Origin of the sequence: Halpernia humi (genome assembly GCF_900108025.1) — a bacterium.
Lineage (GTDB): Bacteria > Bacteroidota > Bacteroidia > Flavobacteriales > Weeksellaceae > Halpernia > Halpernia humi.
In genome coordinates this window covers 566,745-585,045 of sequence record NZ_FNUS01000001.1, presented here as the reverse complement: position 1 = coordinate 585,045, position 18,301 = coordinate 566,745, and the positions used below count along the sequence as shown (strand labels likewise).

Sequence of the window (18,301 nt, the reverse complement as noted above, 5' to 3'; positions counted from 1 at the left end):
TGTTCCCGCTTTCCATTACAATCTGCCATTGCGAGCGGAGCGAAGCAATCCCTTGAAAATAAAATTAATCGCCGCTCGCAATGGCAGGATTTCCATTTCAATCGGGGCTAAATTTCAGGCGAGTTTTTCTGTTTCAGGTTTTCTAATTCACATTCATAAGAGCGAGCCTTTTGGTGCTTTCAAAAAAAATCAACAACAATTTGTTCCACAACAACTTTCCGCTTTTTCCGCGTAAACCGTAATGCTGAAAATGATATTTTTATTAGAATTATACACTGCAATTTCTTCTTCAGACAAATAATCTTTCAAAATATCATTTGGAACAATAATCGGTTTTTCTTTCTGAAGCGTGATGTTTTTAAACCCCGCTTCTTTAATAACATTCAAATAATCTTCTTTCTGAATTGCACTTGCAACGCAACCAGCGTACATTTCTGCGGCATTTTTTATTTTTTCTGGCAAATCTCCAGTCAAAACAATATCAGAAATACTGAAATGGCCACCAGTTTTTAAAATCCGAAACACTTCAGCAAAGGCTTTAGGTTTATCGGGCACCAAATTCATCACGCAATTGCTCACTACAACATCCGCCACATTTGCCGTCATCGGAATATTTTCAATATCGCCCAAGCGAAATTCTACATTATTATAACCTAATTTTTCGGCATTTACTCTGGCTTTATCAACCATCGCCTCTGTAAAATCTATACCGATTACTTTTCCTGTTGCTCCAGTTTCGTGTCGGGCCACAAAGCAATCATTTCCTGCGCCACTTCCCAAATCTACAACGGTATTTCCCGGTTTTATTTTTGCAAAATTTGTGGGCAAACCGCAACCTAATTTCAAGTCAGCGTCTTCACTGTAACCTTCAAGATTGTCGTAATCATCTGTCATGATATTATAAACTTCTTTGCTAGAACTGCCGCTTCCGCAGCAAGAACTCGCATTTGTATCTTGTTTCTGCAAAGCAATTTCACTGTATTTTTGCTTTACCATTTCTTTAATTTCCTCGTTATTTGTCATCATATTTTATTTTAGCAGCAATTGCTGGTTTTCAAGATTTCTGTGGATATTCCACTAATAAAATTTTTAATTTTTACTAAACTATTTTCGTCGATGCAGTAGCAGATAGAGTTTCCTTCAATATTCCCTTTAATTAATCCAGCATTTTTCAATTCTTTTAAATGTTGGGAAACCGTTGGCTGTGATAAAGGCAATTCATTCACTATATCGCCACAAATACAAGTATTTACGGTGGCTAAATATTGTAAAATAGCAATTCTTGCAGGATGTCCTAGTGCTTTTGCAAGAATGGCAATTTCATTTTGCGAATCGGTATAATGTTCTGTTTTTGTTGCACCCATTTAATTATTATTTAATATTGCAATATTACGATAATAAATTTTAATAAGGGAACCTTTAGTTATAATTTTTTTCTTATCAACTTGAGTTTGAATAATAATTTTTTGAAAAAACACAAATAGGAGAAGACTTACGCCCGTTTCTAAATATTAAATTCAAAATTGGCTTTAGGTAAAACTAAATAATAATCGAATTTAAATCCTTATCTAAATTGTTAAATAAATTTCATAAAACTATTAATAAAACAAATATTTAGAAGAAAATTTCAAGGATTTTATAGCTTGATTGTGAAAGGGAGAAATTTTTATTTAGAACTTATATCTTCTCTCGTTTAAATTCTATTTTATATTTCTGAGTGTCTCAATATTAAACAATTTCTAAAAATTTATCTTTCTAACGTAGTAATTTGGGTAAGGCAAAAAATATAAATTACGCAATTATTGGGGTGAAAATCAGTTTCTGAGTTTTTACTAATTATTTAATTTTTCGTAAATTGGCATATACAAAATATTAAGTAAAAAAAGAAAAAATGTCCACACTTACTTTTGCTGAAAAAATAGCACAAGCCGAAAATTTTTTACCAATAAATGGTACTGATTATTTAGAATTTTATGTTGGAAATGCCAAGCAAGCCGCACATTATTACAAAACAGCTTTTGGTTTTCAGAGTTTAGCGTATTCTGGCCCAGAAACGGGTGTTCGTGATCGCGCCTCTTATGTTTTGCAACAGGGAAAAATAAGATTGGTTTTAACTTCGGGATTAAATTCAGATTCACCAATTGTAGAACACCAAAGGAAACATGGCGATGGTGTGAAAATTCTGGCTCTTTGGGTTGATGATGCATATAAAGCTTTTGAAGAAACCACAAAACGGGGCGGAAAACCATATATGGAACCAAAAACAATTTCCGATGAAAATGGAGAAGTAAAAATGGCAGGCATTTACACTTATGGCGAAACTGTGCACATGTTTATAGAAAGAAAAAATTATTCTGGCGAATTTATGCCAGGTTTTGTGAAGTGGGAGAGTGATTATAATCCTTCTGATACAGGGCTTTTATACGTAGATCACTGCGTGGGAAATGTCGGCTGGAACCGAATGCTTCCTGTGGTGAAATGGTACGAAGAAGTAATGGGATTCGTGAATATTTTATCGTTTGATGACAAGCAAATTAATACAGAATATTCTGCATTAATGTCTAAAGTAATGAGCAACGGAAACGGATATTCTAAATTTCCGATAAACGAACCCGCAGAAGGAATGCGAAAATCCCAAGTAGAAGAATATCTAGATTATTACGAAGGCGAAGGTGTTCAACATATTGCAGTGGCCACAAAAGACATTGTAAAAACTGTAAAAGAATTAAAATCTCGCGGTGTTGAATTTCTTGACGCACCACCCGAAGCCTATTACGATATGGTACCAGAAAGAGTAGGGAAAATTGATGAAGATGTAAAAGTATTACAAGATTTAGGGATTTTAATTGATCATGATGAAGAAGGCTACTTATTGCAAATTTTTACTAAACCAGTTGAAGATAGACCAACGCTTTTCTATGAAATTATAGAAAGACACGGTGCACAAAGTTTTGGTGCCGGAAATTTCAAGGCTCTATTTGAAGCTTTAGAAAAAGAACAAGAGAAAAGAGGTAACTTATAATTGAAAAAATTGTTAGATATTTGCTATTCTTATTTTAAACACATTTTATGAAAAAAATACTTGCATTTGCGTTCTTGATATTTTCTGTTGGCGCAGTAAATGCTCAAAATTTTGGCTTAATTAATAAAATTTTAGATAAACTCGAAAATAATAACAAAAGCCAAAAAGATTATGACGATTACAAGTTGGAAGGTAAAAAATTCTTTGTTTTAGTAGATGCGCCCGATCATTCTGAAAGGCATATTATAGAATTTTTGCCCGACAATAAAGTTCAAGTAATTGAATTAATTGATGATAAAAAAACTGGCGATTCTTTTTCTAATATTTTTAATGGCGACATTATGCGCAAACACAACAGTATTTCTGTGCGTGCCGATATTTTGGAAGGCGTAAAAATACCCGTTCCGAAGGTTTATAATTTATTACTCAATTTTTACCGCGGTTATTGGTACCTTATAGACGTCAACACCGGCGAAAAATGGCTCGAAACAAATTATCTAAAATAAAATTTTTAAAACTTTGCACTAGCAAAGTTTTTTATTTTCGTAACTTTTAGACTTTAATTTTAACATTTAATTTTATGACTTCTTTTACCCAATATTCTGAAAATTCAGATTTTTCAATTCACAATATTCCCTTTGGTGTAGCCGTTTTTAACAAAGAATACATCGCTTGTTGCACCAGAATTGGCGATATGGTTGTGGATCTTGCAACACTTTATGATTATGGTTTTTTAGATGAAGTTGAAGGTTTAACAGAAAATTATTTTGAAGCCTATACTTTAAATGCATTTATAGAATTAGGAAAGCCCATTACAAATGCAGTTCGGCTTAAGTTGCAAGAATTATTTTTAGAAAATTCTCCTTTGGCAAAAGATGAAAAAAGTATTTCAGATTGTTTTTTTGACTTAGATCAAGTGCAAATGATGATGCCAGTTCACGTGCCGAATTATACCGATTTTTATAGCAGCATCGAACATGCCACAAATGTTGGTGCGATGTTCCGCGATCCTGAAAACGCACTTCTTCCAAACTGGAAACATCTGCCAGTTGGTTATCACGGCAGAGCATCTTCAATCGTAATTTCTGGTGTAGAAATTCACCGGCCGAAAGGACAAACCAAGCCAAAAGATGCCGTTTCCCCAATTTTTGGCCCTTCTCAACAGTTAGATTTTGAACTTGAAATGGGATTCATCGTCAATGAAAATACAGAAATGGGTGATTCCATTTCAGTTGAAAATGCAGAAGATTCAATTTTCGGAATGGTTTTATTTAATGATTGGAGCGCGAGAGATATTCAATCTTGGGAATATGTGCCACTCGGCCCTTTTTTAGGGAAAAATTTCGGCTCTTCAATTTCACCTTGGATTGTGACTTTAGAAGCACTCGTACCATTTAGAACCGCTTCGCCAAAGCAAGATCCAGAAGTTTTGGATTATTTGAAATTTGAAGGCGATAAAAATTTTGATATTAATTTAGAAGTTTATTTAAAACCAGAAAACGGGACAGAAAATTTAATTTCAGAAAGTAATTTTAAATTTATGTATTGGAATATGGCGCAGCAATTGGCGCATCACACCGTAAATGGATGCAACGTAGAAGTCGGTGATTTGTATGCTTCAGGAACCATTTCTGGGAAAGATAAAAATTCTTACGGCTCCATGCTAGAACTTACTTGGCGCGGTACAAATCCGATAAAATTAAATGATGGAACAGAGCGAAAATTCATCAATGATAATGATACAATTATAATGAAAGGTTGGGCAGAAAAAGATGGCATTCGTGTCGGTTTTGGTGAGGTTTCTGGGCAGATTTTGCCTGCTAAATAAGAGTTTAGTTTAATCACAAAGAATACTTCCTAATAGATTTTAAAAGTTCATAAAGTTTTTTACAAATTTTAATTAAAATGATTATTACTCAAAAACAAATTGACGATTTAACTTATAAAATAAACGGCGCGTCTATAGAAGTACATAAAATAATTGGCCCTGGACTTTTAGAAAGCGTCTATCATAAATGTTTAGAGGAAGAATTAAAATTACGAGAAATAAAATTTGAATCTCAGTTACAAGTTCCTGTTTCATATAAAGGAAAAGATCTGGTTTGCGACTTTTTTTGCGATTTTTTAGTGGAAAATTTAATCGTGATTGAAATAAAATCTGTTTCTATTTTACAAGATATTCACCGCGCGCAAATACTTAATTATATAAATTTAATGAAAAAACCAAAGGGAATATTAATAAATTTTAATGTTAAAAATATAACGAATCAAGGGCACGAAACCTATGTAAATGATTACTATCGACAATTATCTTGATTTTATCCTTTATGAACTTTTGTAAAAAGTTATTTAAAAACACTTTGTGACTTTGTGGTTAAACTAATTATAAAAATATGAAATCAATCAATTTAAAAGACCTCAATAATCTCCAACTTCAAACTTTATTGCAAACAGCCATCGCGCCACGACCAATCGCGTTGGCTTCTACTGTTGATAAAAATGGAAACATTAATCTTTCGCCATTTAGTTTCTTTAATATTTTTTCTTCAAATCCGCCAGTTGTGGTCTTTTCTCCGGCAAGAAGAGTGCGCGACAATACCACAAAACACACTTTAGAAAATCTTTTGGAGGTGCCAGAAGTGGTGATTGGAAATGTGAATTTTGATATGGTGCAGCAAGTTTCTTTGGCTTCTACAGAATATGAAAATGGCGTAAATGAATTTGTAAAAGCGGGTTTAACTATGAAACCGGCAGATTTAGTAAAACCACCATTAATTGTAGAAAGTCCGGTTAATATGGAATGTAAAGTTTTAGAAATTAAATCTTTAGGAAAAGAAGGTGGCGCAGGAAATTTAGTTATTTGTGAAGTTTTAAAACTTCACGTTAATGAAATATATTTGGATGAAAACGGAATTTTAGACCAAACAAAACTCAATTTGGTTTCCAGATTGGGTGGAAATTGGTACGGAAAAACGTCTAAAGAAACCTTGTTCGAAGTTCCGAAACCTTTGGTAACAAAAGGAATTGGCTACGACGAACTTCCTCAAAATATTAAGAACTCTAAAGTTTTTACAGGAAACGATTTGGGAATGCTTGCCAATATTGAAAAACTGCCAAACGGAAATTTTTCTGAAGATTTAGAAATTCACAAAAAAGCGCAGTGTTTACTTTTAGAAAGTAAAATTTCTGAGGCTTGGGAAATTTTAATCGTCAATTAGAAAATTTATAAAGAGTAATGCAAATCTTTTAGAAAATTAATTGCGCTTTTTGCAACAAAATTCATGGCGACGGGAAGTTTGAAATCCGTCCAAGGTTCTTTTGTATTAAAAGTATGTCCAGTATTTTCTACTAAAATTAATTTGGAATGAGAAATCCATTTATTTAGATTTTTTGCATTTGATATTTTAACGCTTTCATCATTGTTTCCGTGAATAATTAAAGCAGGAATTTTTAAAGATTTTGCGGCTTTTTCTACATCTAATCTTTCTTTATTTTCTAAATAATTATTTAAAAACTGAATTTTATGCGGCATTTGCTGCTTTGTTCTACTGTTAAAAGTGTTGTAAATGCCAGAATTTTTCCAATCTTCTAATTTTTCGCCAGTCACAAATCTATCCATAGAATCTACACTTCCTAAAGTGATTAAAGAAGAAATCCTAGAATCTTCTGAGGCTTTTAAAACACAAATGCCGCCACCACGAGAATGCCCGAGCAAAGTGATTTTAGAAATATCGACTGACTTTAGTTTAGAAAAATAGTTAATTACAACTTCTAAATCATCTAATTCTTGGGTATAATTATTTTCGGAAAAAGCATCAATATCGGTAAATTCTGAGGTATTTTCTAAGCCAATTCCATTCATAGAAAAATTAAAACTCGCAAAAATAAAACCTGCTTTTGCAAATTTTTCAGCCATTAAATTCCACGCGCCCCAATCTTTAAAACCTTTGTAACCGTGGGCGAAAATAACCAAAGGCAAAGGTTCAGCGCTTTCTGGTGTGTATAAATCTGCTAAAAATTTCTTTCCTTTATTATTTTCTAAAACTATATTTTTTTCTGCGTTAAATTTCATTTTTTAATTTTAATAATTGTTAAAGTTACGGAATAAAAAAGCCTTTCATAATATTTTATGAAAGGCTTTATCAATTAGAAATATAAGATTACCAAATTTTAATTCTGTCTTCTGGCGCTTTATACAATTTGTCGCCCGGTTTTAAATTAAATGCATTTTGGAAGGCATCTAAATTAATAATTGGTCCAAAAGAACGGTAATAACCAGGAGAGTGCGGGTCGGTCTTTACTTGGTTGCTCATATATTTATCTGTAGATTTTGTGCGCCAAACGGTTGCCCAACTCATAAAAAAGCGTTGATCTTGTGTATAGCCACTTATTTTTCCAGGGTTTCCGTGGTCTTTTAAATACATTTGAAGTGCATCATACGCTACGGAAGAACCACCCAAATCACCAATATTTTCTCCCATTGTGAATTTTCCGTTTACGAAACTTCCTTTTACAGGTTCATAAGCGCTGTATTGCTCGCCTAATTTTGTGGTGGCTTTTTCAAAATTTGCTCTATCGGCGTCTGTCCACCAATTATTTAAGTTTCCATCACCGTCAAATTTAGAACCGCTATCGTCAAAACCGTGTGAAATTTCGTGGCCAATTACAGCGCCAATTCCACCAAAATTCACTGCAGGATCTGCTTTAAAGTTGAAAAATGGCGGCTGCAAAATCGCAGCTGGAAAAACGATTTCATTGTTAGATGAACTGTAATAAGCGTTCACTGTTTGCGGCGTCATTCCCCATTCAGATTTATCAACTGGTTTTCCTACTTTGTCTAATTTCTTTTGATAAGCCCATTCAGATACATTTTGAAGATTAGAATAAAGTGTTCCGCCTTCTGCTGGCGATTTCAATATTAATTTAGAATAATCTTTCCATTTATCTGGGTAGGCAACTTTCACGGTAAATTTTGCTAATTTTTCTTGCGCTTTTTCTTTTGTCGTAGGCGACATCCATTTTAAATCCGCAATATGTTGTTTGAAGGCTTTTTTAATGTAATCAATCATGGTTAGCATTTGTGATTTGGCTTCTGGCGGAAAATATTTTTCGACATATAATTTCCCAAAAGCTTCGCCTAAAACGCCATTTACTAAATTTAAGCCACGTTTATCCATTGGTTGTTGTTCTTGTTGACCGCGCAGATATTTAGAGAAGAAATCAAACCTCATTTGATCTAATTTTTGAGATAAACTTCCAGCGTTGCCAGAGAGCAAGTGAAATTTCATATATTCTTTTAGCAGCGGCAAAGTGCGCTCGTTCATAAATGAATCCATGTTTTTATAATAGTTTAATTCACCTACAATGACTTGATCGGTATTTACACCAATTTTAGATAAATATTCTGGTAAATCTACGTGCGTTACAATTGCTTTTAATTGTGGCATCGTTTCAGGATTGTAGCGTAAATTGGCATCGCGATTTTGCTCCAAAGTTAAGAGGTAAGAGGCCAATCTTTTTTCAAATTCTACTATGCGCATCGCGCCTTGCTGTGTATTTTTTTCACCTAAAACATCTAACATAGAAGCAACATATTTTTTATATTCTTCTAAAACTTTTGTGTTGGCTTCAGATTCTTTTTGATAATAATCTCTACCCAAGCCCAAACTTGGGCTGCCTAAATAAACAGCGTTCATTTTTGAATCTTTCATATTTGCAGAAGCATACCAATTGTAGAAAGGATTGTCACCAGTTTTGGTGGCTTCTATTAAATAAGATTGTAGATCTGCAATACTTTTTATAGCATCAATCTTGGCTAAATCTGATTTGATCGGATTAATTCCGTCTGCATCGCGGGTTGCAACATCCGTAAAAGTAGCGTATAAATCTTGAATTTTTTTGCCTTCAGAATTGTCTGGAAATTTTTCACTTAAAATTTTATTTAAAATTTGTAGAGAAGCGTCATCGGTTTTATCTCTAAGCTCGTTAAATGAGCCCCAACTTGGTTTATCTGAAGGAATTTTAGCCGTCTTCATCCAGCCACCGTTTACGTAATTGTAAAAATCATCTTGAGGGCGAACTGTAATATCACGATAGGAGAGATTGAGACCTACGTCTTTCATTTCAGAATTATTTTGCATTTCTGTAGGTGTTGTTTTTTCTTGTGCATAACTGAGATTGACGAAGCCAAGACTAGAAAGTGCTAAAACTGCGATTGTGAGTTTTTTCATAAATATTTTTTATATTAAAATGATTAATGGTGAATAAAGTAAAGTTAATAATTTTATTTAAATAATTTTTAAATAAATTTTCACCATTTTTAAATTTAAAATTGTTCTGTTTATGGGTACTTGGTGCTGTTTTTAAAGACAAAGACACAGAGCAATTTACAATATGAAAAAGTCATTAAGTTTATAAAAAATAATTTTACATTTAGTTTGCTGGAAAACATTTCATAATATAATTAATAAAAAAATATCTGAAATACCTGTTAACTGTTCCAAATAACTATAAAAAAAACCACGTTCAAATATTTGAACGTGGTTTTAAAATAAATTTTAAAATAAATTTTACCAGATTTTTATCCTTTGGTCTGGTGCTTTATAAAGTTTATCTCCTGGTTTTAAATCAAATGCTTTGTAGAATGCATCAGTGTTTACTAATGGTCCGAAAGATCTGAAATAACCTGGCGAGTGTGGATCTGTTTTCGCTGCATTCATTTTGCTTTGATCTGTAGCTAGAGTTCTCCAAACCGTTCCCCAAGAAAGGAAAAATCTTTGGTTTTGAGTATAACCGCTTATTTTACCTGGAGTTCCGTGGTCTTTTAGATACATTTGTAGTGCATCAAAAGCGATATTCACACCACCTAAATCTGCAATATTTTCACCATTTGTGAAAGTTCCGTTTACGAAAGTACCTTTTACAGGTTCGTATTTGTCATATTGCGCGGCTAAAGCTTTGGTAACTTTTGTGAAGTTGGCTTTGTCTTCTGGTGTCCACCAATCTTTTAAGTTTCCATCACCGTCAAATTGCGCACCTTGATCATCGAAACCGTGCGTCATTTCGTGCCCAATTACGGCGCCAATTCCTCCAAAATTAATAGCAGGATCTGCTTTAAAATTAAAGAAAGGTGGTTGTAAAATTGCTGCTGGGAAAACGATTTCGTTATTTACAGGGTTATAATATGCGTTAACAGTTTGCGGCGTCATTCCCCATTCAGATTTATCAACTGGTTTACCGATTTTATCTAGATTTCTTTGGTATTGCCATGCTGCCACATTTTCTAAATTGCTGTAAAGTGAGCCGCCTTCTGCTTCAGATTTAATGTCTAATTTAGAATAATCTTTCCATTTATCAGGATAAGCTACTTTTACAGTGAATTTATTTAATTTTTCTAGCGCTTTTGCTTTCGTGGTAGAAGACATCCATTTTAAATCATTGATGTGCATGGCGAAACTTTTTTTCAAGTAGCCAATTAATTCTTCCATTTGTGTTTTGGCTTCTGCGGGAAAATATTTTTCAACATATAATTTACCAAAAGCTTCACCTAAAACGCCATTTATCAATTGGTAACCTCTTTTGTTTAAGGCTCTTTGCTCTTTTTGGCCTCTTAAATATTTGCTATAAAAATCAAATTTTGCATTATCTAAATCTTCCGATAAAAACTGAGCACTGCCCGAAAGTAAATTATATTTTAAATAGTCTTTTATTAAAGGTAAATCTTCAGTGTTGATAAATTTATCTAAATTTTGATAGTATTTCAACTCTCCAATAATTACCCGATCAGAATTTACACCTACACTTTTTAAATATCCCGGAAGATCTACATTTTTTACTAAAACTTTTAGTTCTGGTAAAGTTTTTGGGTTGTATTGCAAATTGGTATCGCGCATTTGCTCATTTGTAAGAAGAGACATTGCCATACTTTTTTCGAAAGCGACAATTTTAGCGGCTGTTTCAGCAGGATTTGTGTAGCCTAATTTGCCAAGCATAGTTGCAACATATTTGGTGTATTCTGCAATAACTTCTGTATTTCTAGGACTACTTTTTTGGTAATAATCTCTACCTAAACCTAAAGTGCCATCTCCTAAATAAACCGCATTCATTTTAGAATCTTTCAAATCACCATCTACACCCCAAGCGTAAAATGGATTATTTCCTTGTGGCGTTGCTTGGTCTAAATATTTTTGCAAATCTCCAAGATTTTGAATCGCATCTACTTTTGCTAAATCTGCTTTAATAGGATTCAATCCATCCGCATTTCTTTTCGCAGTATCCATGTAAGTAGCGTATAAATCCTGAATTTTCTGACCTTCGCTGTTTGGGGCAAATTTTTCGGTTAATAGAGAATTTAAGATTGTCATTGAATGATTGTCTGTATCTTCTGCAAGTTTGTTAAAACTTCCCCAACTGGTTTTATCAGAAGGGATTTTAGCAGTTTTCATCCAAGTTCCGTTCACATAATCGTAAAAATCATCTTGCGGACGCACAGATTTATCCATATCAGCAAGCGATAATCCGTAATCGCTACTTTGCGACGTCTTTTCTACAGGTTTTGGCAATGTTTTTTCTGCAGCCTTAGAATTTTGCGACATGCAAGAATTAAAAGATAGAATACCTGCAAAAGCAAGCACGCCAATCGATAAATGTTTCATAATAGAGTTGGTTTTATTTATAAAAATAGTCGGAGACATCTTTAATATGTTACGCAGTAAGATGAATATTTTTTCTTTCTAATATTTTTTTCCTAAAATTTGGTAGAATTAAATATTGATTATGCAATGATAGTTTAAATAATTCCTTTTCCTTGGCGCAAAATCTCTGGTTCTCCACTCGTTAAATCTACAATTGTTGAAGCCACGTTATCGCCATACCCGCTGTCAATCACGATATCAACAAGATTCTCATATTTTTCGGCAATTAGTTCTGGATCCGTGGAATATTCAATAACCTCGTCATCATCGTGGATTGAAGTAGAAGCAATTGGATGACCCAATTTTTCAACAATTAATTTTGGAATAGAATGATTTGGTACTCGGATGCCGATTGTTTTTTTGCCTTTATAAGCCAAAGGTAAATTCTTATTGGCTTCTAAAATAAATGTGAAAGGACCGGGTAAATGATTTTTTAAAAAGCGAAAAACTGGTGTATCTAAGGCGCGCGTGTAATTAGAAAGATGGCTTAAATCATTGCAAATTACCGAAAATTGGGCTTTTTCGAGTTTCACAGATTTTAATTGTGCTAATTTTTCCATAGCTTTTAAGTTGTAAATATCGCAACCTAAAGCGTAAATAGTGTCAGATGGATAAATGATTAATCCACCTGATTTTAAGACTTTTACCACTTCATCCAAGAGATTTTCTTGGGGATTTTCGGGGTATATTTTTAAAATTTTTGCCATATGTAAAATTAGTAATTTATAAATAAATACGCCTTTTTTTAAATAAAATTTGGAACGATAATTTATTGTTGTATATTTGCACCACAATAACGCGGGGTAGAGCAGTAGGTAGCTCGTCGGGCTCATAACCCGGAGGTCGCACGTTCGAGTCGTGTCCCCGCTACTAAATAAAGAGAATCAGTTTTGGTTCTCTTTTTTTCATTAAAATTATGAACGAATTTGTAGTTTATGTTCTTTATTCTGAGAAGTATGATAAATATTACACTGGATTTACATCAAGTTTAATTGAAAGATTTTATTCTCATAACAATTTTCTAATAAAGGATTTACAAAAAAAATCAGACCTTGGATTGTGGTTTATGTTGAATTTTTCGAAAGTAAAATAGAAGCTTTAAACCGCGAAAAATATTTAAAAAGTGGACACGGTAGGAATTATTTAAAATTAATTTTAAAAAAATTAATTATAGTGGGCTCATATCCGCCAAAGGCGGACGCACGTTCGAGTTCCGCCAAAGGCGGACTACTAAATAAAGAGAATCAGTTTTGGTTCTCTTTTTTTCATTAAAATTATGAACGAATTTGTAGTTTATGTTCTTTATTCTGAGAAGTATGATAAATATTACACTGGATTTACATCAAGTTTAATTGAAAGATTTTATTCTCATAATAATTTTTCTAACAAAGGATTTACAAAAAAATTCAGACCTTGGATTGTGGTTTATGTTGAATTTTTCGAAAGTAAAATAGAAGCCTTAAACCGCGAAAAATATTTAAAAAGTGGACACGGTAGGAATTATTTAAAATTAATTTTAAAAAAATAAATTATAGTGGGCTCATATCCGCCAAAGGCGGACGCACGTTCGAGTTCCGCCAGAGGCGGACTACTAAATAAAGAGAATCAATTTTGGTTCTCTTTTTTTGTGGGTTGAAGTTTAGGATTTATGAGATTTTAAAGTGATTTTAATGATTAATTAAAATTATATTAAAACATAAAAACTGCAATTTTTAAAAAAGGCGAACAATTCGGCATACCCAATTGGCAACAATTTCTAAAATATAATTAAGACGAGAATATCTGTCGAAAAATAATGCGAAATTTCTCTAAATTCCCCATATTTTTTAGAACTTTACAAACAAAAATTTACAATGAAAAAATTGATTTCTCTTTTCGCTTTGCTATTTATGTACACTTTAGGATTTGCACAAACGCTGCCAGATAGTTATACAGACGGCAAAATGGTATCCGTAAATGGTGCGAAATTGTATGTTGTAACTGCAGGAAAAGGCGATCCGTTAATTATTATTCCTGGCGGACCGGGCGGAACGCATCTAGCTTATCGCGATTTTGATGCTTTAGCAAAAGACAATGAAGTGATTTATTTTGATGCTTTTGGCCGTGGAAAAAGTGATACCGCAAAAGTGGTGACAGAATATTCTTTGGCACGTGATATTGAAGATATTGAAGGCTTGCGAAAAGCGCTTCATCTAAATAAAATTAATGTTCTAGGACATTCTTATGGCGGACTAGTGGCGCAAGGTTATGCTTTAAAATACCCGCAAAATGTGAGTCATCTCATTCTTGCCGATACTTTTCACAGTTATTTGATGTGGCAAAAAAACGATGATAATTACAACCACGAAATTGAAACCAATTATCCAGAAGTTTGGAGTAAATTGATGGCAATTCGCGCAAAAGGTGCTGTTTCCAGCGATCCTGAACATCAAAAAATTTATGCTGAAGTTCCTTACGGATTTGTATATGCCTACAATCCCGATAATTTTTTACCCAAAAATAGAAAACCTTATCCAAATCCGTTCAACTCCAAATTATATTATCAAATGGTTGGTCGCGATGGCGATTTTATCGTCGGAAATGATATTGGAAGTTTCGATTACCGCAAAGATTTGAAAAATTTAAAAATGCCCGTTCTTATTTACGGTGGCAGATTTGATCGTGTTGCAGTTCCGTCAGAAATGGTAAAATATAAAGAATTTTGCCCTCAAGCGAAGTTTGTAATGTTCGAAAAATCTGGACATAATCCGCAAGTGGAAGAGCCAAAAAAACTTTTTAAACTAATAGAAGATTTTTTACATTAAATTTTTATTAAAAATATCAACTAAAAAAAGGATGCAAAATTTGTTATCCTTTTTTTTCTCAAAAATCAGAAAGTTTTATCCTATTTTCTGATCAATCATCAACTTTTATTTTCAATATTAAGTTTGCGCCTTAAATATATTTAAAAGAGATTCCTGCGTATTTGTGCTAAACATTTTTATTTTTGGGAAAATCCAAATATGAAATGGTGTAAAGCGTATTTTTTCTAAACCTACCACAAGTGTGTTAATTCCAAAAAGTCGCTCACAGAAAGTTCTTCTGCGCGTTGCGTCATAAATCTGTGGTCTGCTAATTTTTCGGGAATTCCGATTACTTTTAAAGAATTGCTTAATTTTTTTCGCCTTTGTCCAAAGCCTGCTTTCACAATTTTTTTGAATAAAATTTCATGGTTTTTTAAACCTTCACTTGGATTTCTCGTTAATTTTATAACTCCAGATTTCACTTTTGGTGGAGGGTTAAAAACCGTTTCGTCCACCGTAAAAAGATATTCTACATTATAATAAGCCTGCACCAAAACCGATAAAATTCCATAATCTTTCGTGCGGGGAACTGCTGCCACTCTTTCTGCCACTTCTTTTTGAAACATACCAACCATTTGAGGAATTTGGGAGTAATTTTCAATTATTTTAAATAAAATCTGTGAAGAAATATTGTACGGGAAATTTCCTATAACAGCGATTTGTTGCTGGATTTCAGAAAAATCAAATTTCAGAAAATCGCCGATGAAATTGCTTTCGTTTAAATTCAAATAATTTTGCTTTAGATAATCGATGGATTCATGATCAATTTCAGCAAGCAAAATACTTTGATTTTTTTTGATTAAATATTTCGTTAAAACACCCATTCCTGGGCCAACTTCAAGAATTATTTCGTCACTTATAAAATCCATAGATTCTACAATTTGTTCAGCAATAGCTTCATTCGTGAGAAAATGTTGACCTAAATGTTTTTTAGCGCGTACGTTCAAAGTGCTTTGTTTTAAATTAATTAAGAAAATTAGAAAAGTTGAATATTAATATTTATGATTTCTTAACACTCATTTTTAGATTTCTGGCGTAAATTTCGGAAGATTTTTTCTAATTTAGCGCAAAATTCAAGATTTAATGGCAAAGACGGTAGAAGATTTTAATAAAAGTAGGCTCAGATCCAGCAACATTACAGTGGTAGTAAGTATTGCGCTGGTTTTATTTTTGGTGGGGCTTTTTGGTCTGATTTTATTAAATGCTCAAAAATACTCGGATTATTTAAAAGAGCAACTGGTTGTGAATGCCTATTTTGATCAAAATTTTAACGCAAAAGATTCCATAAAAGTGGCTGCGCTAGAGCAAGAAGCTGTAAAGAAAATTGAGGTTTTGCCGAGTGTTCGCCGCGCCACCTACATCTCAAGAAAACAAGCGAGTTTAGAAGCCAAAAAAAGTTTGGGAGTTGATAGTGAAGCCTTGTTTGATGCAGATATTTTTCCGTCCTCTGTTGAAGTTTCTTTAAAGCCAGAATATACAGATTCTCTGAATGTAAAAACGGCAATCAAACAATTAAAAAGTATCCCCGGAATTGTAGATGTTAAAAACGATTCAGATTCGGCGAAAGTTTATGGCAAATTAGATACTATTTTGAAATGGGTTTTAGGTTTATCCCTATTATTCTTGGTTTTAGCCATAGTTTTAATCAATAATTCTATTCGTTTAAAAATATTTTCAAAGAGATTTATTATTAAAACAATGCAGTTGGTTGGTGCAAAAAGGCGCTTTATATTGAAGCCGTTTATAATTGAAGCTGCTATTTTAGGTGCAGTTGGTGCAGTTTTAGGTCTTTTGGCGCTTTTCGGGATTTGGTATTATTTTACAACCAATATCAAAACGCCTTTCGTGCAAGAAACCAATCAATATATTTATCTCGTTATAGGCGTTTTTGGCCTTGGTATTTTTATCACAGTTTTAAGCACAATAGTCGCAACTTGGCGTTTTCTACGGTCAAATGCAGATGATTTATATTATTCATAATGGCACAAAAAATCAAAAAATTTTCCGCCGATCAATATGGCAAAAAGGAAAATCAACCAGAAAAAAATCAAGAATTTTATTTTGGAAAACAAAATTTTAAATGGATGATTATCGGTTTGGTAATCACTGTTTTGGGGTTTATATTAATGATGGGTCCAGATGCAAACACAGTTGATGGCAAATACGATCCTAACGTGTGGAACGAAGCCATTTTTTCTATTCGAAGGGTAAGAATTGCGCCTTTAATGGTGATTGGTGGATTTGTGATTCAGATTTTTGCCATTCTCAAAAGAAATAAAGTTTAAAAAATCTTTAATTTTAAAGTCTCAATTTGTCAATTCCGAAATTTTTGGGATTGACAAAGTTTTTTTTTAAAACAAGTTCATAAAATTTTTCAACCAACGCAAATTACGGCAAGCAAATTTTTAATTAAACTATGGATACATTACAAGCAATAGTTCTGGCAATCATCGAAGGTTTAACCGAATTTTTACCCATTTCATCTACCGCGCACATGGGATTTGCGGCCAATTTGATGGGAATGCAAGAAACAGAATTCTTAAAAATGTTTCAGGTTTCAATACAATTTGGGGCAATTTTAGCAGTAGTTGTAGCGTATTGGAAAAAGTTTTTTGATTTTTCTAATCTCAAATTTTATTACAAACTGGCCTTTGCGGTTTTGCCTGCGCTTGGTTTGGGATTTTTATTTGATGATAAAATAGAGGCTGTTTTGGGCAATCAAATTGCAATTTCTTCTATGTTGGTTTTGGGAGGTATTGTTTTATTGTTTGTAGATAATTGGTTTAAAAATCCGACCGTTCACAGCGAAAAAGAATTGTCTATAAAAAAAGCAGTTATTATTGGCTTCTGGCAATGTCTCGCCATGATGCCTGGAACGAGTAGGAGTGCAGCGTCCATCATTGGTGGAATGACGCAAAAATTAACCCGAAAAGCGGCCGCAGAATTTTCGTTTTTTCTTGCTGTTCCTACAATGGCTGCGGTTACAATTTATTCTGTTTTCGTAAAAACTTGGGGCAAAGGAACGCCCGAGGCAAGTAAAGGTTACGCAATGATAATGGCCGATCATCAACATATTTTATTATTTTTCTTGGGAAATATTATTGCTTTTGTAGTAGCATTAATCGCCATAAAATCCTTCATCAGTTTGCTTAATAAATACGGTTTCAAGCCTTGGGGTTGGTATAGAATTATTGTGGGATTGGTCCTTTTGGTTTATTTTTATAAATTTCAGTAAATGAAATTAAAGATAATTTTCTTTTTCGCAATTTTCATTTTACTTAATTCTTGTTCACCACTTTATACGCTTTTTGTTCAGAATAATTCAGCTGAATCGGTTGAAATTTACGTTGAACTAAAAAACGAAAAATTTGCTCAAAAATATAGAACTATATTTGAAAAAAGAGAAATGTATTTTTTTAAGAAGGTGGATAATGCAGAAAAATTTAATATAGATTCAACTAGATTTTATTTTCCACTAAATAAAATTTCAAATAAAAAATATACTTTCACGTCTAATTTAGATTATAATTTTAAATTAGAACCGAATTCTTTAACAGATATAGACCCTAATAATAGTATTGAAATCTTTCCTTTTGATAAAGTTTATTACCTCAAAAATGGAAAGAAATGTTTTATTATTCCGAAGAGTGAAAATTGCAATTATAAAATTATTAGTAAAGAAACCTTTACGAAAAATAAAAATGTAAAAAGAATTGCAGATTTTATTGAAATAGAAAATTAGA

18 protein-coding genes, 1 tRNA gene and 1 pseudogene are annotated in these 18,301 nt (G+C 32.9%); 13 read left to right on the top strand and 7 right to left on the bottom strand.

From position 1 onward, the window contains the following. Nucleotides 1-189: 189 nt before the first annotated feature. Together C4S29_RS02745 and C4S29_RS02740 are read right to left on the bottom strand one after the other, a co-directional pair. Complete coding sequence (locus tag C4S29_RS02745) at nt 190-1,026, bottom strand: arsenite methyltransferase (RefSeq protein ID WP_233740469.1); 837 nt, start codon at nt 1,024-1,026, stop codon at nt 190-192. Nucleotides 1,027-1,034: 8 nt separating this feature from the next. Then, a complete protein-coding gene (locus tag C4S29_RS02740) occupies nt 1,035-1,364 on the bottom strand; it encodes an ArsR/SmtB family transcription factor (RefSeq protein WP_103912586.1) in 330 nt (109 codons plus the stop codon). A 527-nt stretch (nt 1,365-1,891) separates the two neighbouring features. Between C4S29_RS02740 and hppD the strand changes: the two genes are divergently transcribed. The 5 genes from hppD to C4S29_RS02715 all read left to right on the top strand — a co-directional run bounded on the left by hppD (nt 1,892) and on the right by C4S29_RS02715 (nt 6,240). Beyond that, nucleotides 1,892-3,022 carry a 4-hydroxyphenylpyruvate dioxygenase gene (hppD, locus tag C4S29_RS02735; protein WP_103912585.1) on the top strand — a complete coding sequence of 377 codons (1,131 nt, stop codon included), beginning with the start codon at nt 1,892-1,894 and terminating at the stop codon, nt 3,020-3,022. A gap of 47 nt (nt 3,023-3,069) precedes the next feature. Next, nucleotides 3,070-3,528: a hypothetical protein gene (locus C4S29_RS02730; RefSeq protein WP_103912584.1), complete on the top strand. Its 459-nt coding sequence runs from the start codon at nt 3,070-3,072 to the stop codon at nt 3,526-3,528. Nucleotides 3,529-3,602: 74 nt separating this feature from the next. Beyond that, nucleotides 3,603-4,850 (top strand): fumarylacetoacetase, encoded by a 1,248-nt coding sequence (gene fahA / locus C4S29_RS02725; protein WP_103912583.1) that lies wholly within the window; start codon nt 3,603-3,605, stop codon nt 4,848-4,850. Between the two features lie 77 nt (nt 4,851-4,927). Next, entirely contained in the window at nt 4,928-5,338 is a 411-nt protein-coding gene (locus C4S29_RS02720; RefSeq protein ID WP_103912582.1) for a GxxExxY protein, read from the top strand. A 77-nt stretch (nt 5,339-5,415) separates the two neighbouring features. Next, nucleotides 5,416-6,240 (top strand): flavin reductase family protein, encoded by an 825-nt coding sequence (locus C4S29_RS02715; RefSeq protein WP_103912581.1) that lies wholly within the window; start codon nt 5,416-5,418, stop codon nt 6,238-6,240. Between the two features lie 5 nt (nt 6,241-6,245). Here the strand turns inward: C4S29_RS02715 and C4S29_RS02710 are convergent, their stop codons facing one another. The 4 genes from C4S29_RS02710 to C4S29_RS02690 all read right to left on the bottom strand — a co-directional run bounded on the left by C4S29_RS02710 (nt 6,246) and on the right by C4S29_RS02690 (nt 12,422). Next, nucleotides 6,246-7,094 carry an alpha/beta hydrolase family protein gene (locus C4S29_RS02710; protein WP_103912580.1) on the bottom strand — a complete coding sequence of 283 codons (849 nt, stop codon included), beginning with the start codon at nt 7,092-7,094 and terminating at the stop codon, nt 6,246-6,248. An 88-nt stretch (nt 7,095-7,182) separates the two neighbouring features. After that, the gene (locus tag C4S29_RS02705; protein ID WP_103912579.1) at nt 7,183-9,252 is read right to left on the bottom strand and encodes a M13 family metallopeptidase; all 2,070 of its coding nucleotides are present in this window, start codon (nt 9,250-9,252) and stop codon (nt 7,183-7,185) included. Nucleotides 9,253-9,591: 339 nt separating this feature from the next. Continuing rightward, nucleotides 9,592-11,676, bottom strand: a complete 2,085-nt coding sequence (locus C4S29_RS02695; protein ID WP_103912577.1) for a M13 family metallopeptidase — start codon at nt 11,674-11,676, stop codon at nt 9,592-9,594. A gap of 134 nt (nt 11,677-11,810) precedes the next feature. Continuing rightward, nucleotides 11,811-12,422 (bottom strand): L-threonylcarbamoyladenylate synthase, encoded by a 612-nt coding sequence (locus tag C4S29_RS02690; protein ID WP_103912576.1) that lies wholly within the window; start codon nt 12,420-12,422, stop codon nt 11,811-11,813. A gap of 90 nt (nt 12,423-12,512) precedes the next feature. On the opposite strand from C4S29_RS02690, the gene C4S29_RS02685 reads away from it, so the two are divergent. The 4 genes and pseudogenes from C4S29_RS02685 (at nt 12,513) to C4S29_RS02670 (ending at nt 14,519) form a co-directional block, all read left to right on the top strand. After that, nucleotides 12,513-12,585 (top strand) — tRNA-Met (locus tag C4S29_RS02685). Nucleotides 12,586-12,631: 46 nt separating this feature from the next. Continuing rightward, a pseudogene (locus C4S29_RS15010) lies at nt 12,632-12,987 on the top strand (GIY-YIG nuclease family protein). Between the two features lie 4 nt (nt 12,988-12,991). After that, nucleotides 12,992-13,243, top strand: coding sequence for a GIY-YIG nuclease family protein (locus C4S29_RS02675; RefSeq protein ID WP_103912575.1), 252 nt, complete (start codon nt 12,992-12,994; stop codon nt 13,241-13,243). A gap of 325 nt (nt 13,244-13,568) precedes the next feature. Beyond that, entirely contained in the window at nt 13,569-14,519 is a 951-nt protein-coding gene (locus C4S29_RS02670) for an alpha/beta fold hydrolase (protein ID WP_103912574.1), read from the top strand. Nucleotides 14,520-14,749: 230 nt separating this feature from the next. On the opposite strand, the gene rsmA is transcribed toward C4S29_RS02670, so the two are convergent. Next, the gene (gene rsmA, locus C4S29_RS02665; RefSeq protein WP_103912573.1) at nt 14,750-15,505 is read right to left on the bottom strand and encodes a 16S rRNA (adenine(1518)-N(6)/adenine(1519)-N(6))-dimethyltransferase RsmA; all 756 of its coding nucleotides are present in this window, start codon (nt 15,503-15,505) and stop codon (nt 14,750-14,752) included. Nucleotides 15,506-15,641: 136 nt separating this feature from the next. Between rsmA and C4S29_RS02660 the strand changes: the two genes are divergently transcribed. The 4 genes from C4S29_RS02660 (at nt 15,642) to C4S29_RS02645 (ending at nt 18,300) form a co-directional block, all read left to right on the top strand. After that, entirely contained in the window at nt 15,642-16,538 is an 897-nt protein-coding gene (locus tag C4S29_RS02660; RefSeq protein ID WP_103912572.1) for a cell division protein FtsX, read from the top strand. Further along, complete coding sequence (locus tag C4S29_RS02655) at nt 16,538-16,843, top strand: DUF3098 domain-containing protein (RefSeq protein WP_103912571.1); 306 nt, start codon at nt 16,538-16,540, stop codon at nt 16,841-16,843. Before C4S29_RS02660 ends, C4S29_RS02655 begins: the two co-directional genes overlap by 1 nt. A gap of 131 nt (nt 16,844-16,974) precedes the next feature. Next, nucleotides 16,975-17,793 carry an undecaprenyl-diphosphate phosphatase gene (locus C4S29_RS02650; RefSeq protein ID WP_103912570.1) on the top strand — a complete coding sequence of 273 codons (819 nt, stop codon included), beginning with the start codon at nt 16,975-16,977 and terminating at the stop codon, nt 17,791-17,793. Further along, nucleotides 17,794-18,300 (top strand): hypothetical protein, encoded by a 507-nt coding sequence (locus C4S29_RS02645; RefSeq protein ID WP_103912569.1) that lies wholly within the window; start codon nt 17,794-17,796, stop codon nt 18,298-18,300. The last annotated feature ends 1 nt before the right edge of the window (nt 18,301 follow it).

Coding starts and splice junctions, on each gene's coding strand:
- C4S29_RS02745 (WP_233740469.1), bottom strand. CDS start 1,026: ATGATGACAAATAACGAGGAAATTAAAGAAATGGTAAAGCAAAAATAC.
- C4S29_RS02740 (WP_103912586.1), bottom strand. CDS start 1,364: ATGGGTGCAACAAAAACAGAACATTATACCGATTCGCAAAATGAAATT.
- hppD (WP_103912585.1), top strand. CDS start 1,892: ATGTCCACACTTACTTTTGCTGAAAAAATAGCACAAGCCGAAAATTTT.
- C4S29_RS02730 (WP_103912584.1), top strand. CDS start 3,070: ATGAAAAAAATACTTGCATTTGCGTTCTTGATATTTTCTGTTGGCGCA.
- fahA (WP_103912583.1), top strand. CDS start 3,603: ATGACTTCTTTTACCCAATATTCTGAAAATTCAGATTTTTCAATTCAC.
- C4S29_RS02720 (WP_103912582.1), top strand. CDS start 4,928: ATGATTATTACTCAAAAACAAATTGACGATTTAACTTATAAAATAAAC.
- C4S29_RS02715 (WP_103912581.1), top strand. CDS start 5,416: ATGAAATCAATCAATTTAAAAGACCTCAATAATCTCCAACTTCAAACT.
- C4S29_RS02710 (WP_103912580.1), bottom strand. CDS start 7,094: ATGAAATTTAACGCAGAAAAAAATATAGTTTTAGAAAATAATAAAGGA.
- C4S29_RS02705 (WP_103912579.1), bottom strand. CDS start 9,252: ATGAAAAAACTCACAATCGCAGTTTTAGCACTTTCTAGTCTTGGCTTC.
- C4S29_RS02695 (WP_103912577.1), bottom strand. CDS start 11,676: ATGAAACATTTATCGATTGGCGTGCTTGCTTTTGCAGGTATTCTATCT.
- C4S29_RS02690 (WP_103912576.1), bottom strand. CDS start 12,422: ATGGCAAAAATTTTAAAAATATACCCCGAAAATCCCCAAGAAAATCTC.
- C4S29_RS02675 (WP_103912575.1), top strand. CDS start 12,992: ATGAACGAATTTGTAGTTTATGTTCTTTATTCTGAGAAGTATGATAAA.
- C4S29_RS02670 (WP_103912574.1), top strand. CDS start 13,569: ATGAAAAAATTGATTTCTCTTTTCGCTTTGCTATTTATGTACACTTTA.
- C4S29_RS02660 (WP_103912572.1), top strand. CDS start 15,642: ATGGCAAAGACGGTAGAAGATTTTAATAAAAGTAGGCTCAGATCCAGC.
- C4S29_RS02655 (WP_103912571.1), top strand. CDS start 16,538: ATGGCACAAAAAATCAAAAAATTTTCCGCCGATCAATATGGCAAAAAG.
- C4S29_RS02650 (WP_103912570.1), top strand. CDS start 16,975: ATGGATACATTACAAGCAATAGTTCTGGCAATCATCGAAGGTTTAACC.
- C4S29_RS02645 (WP_103912569.1), top strand. CDS start 17,794: ATGAAATTAAAGATAATTTTCTTTTTCGCAATTTTCATTTTACTTAAT.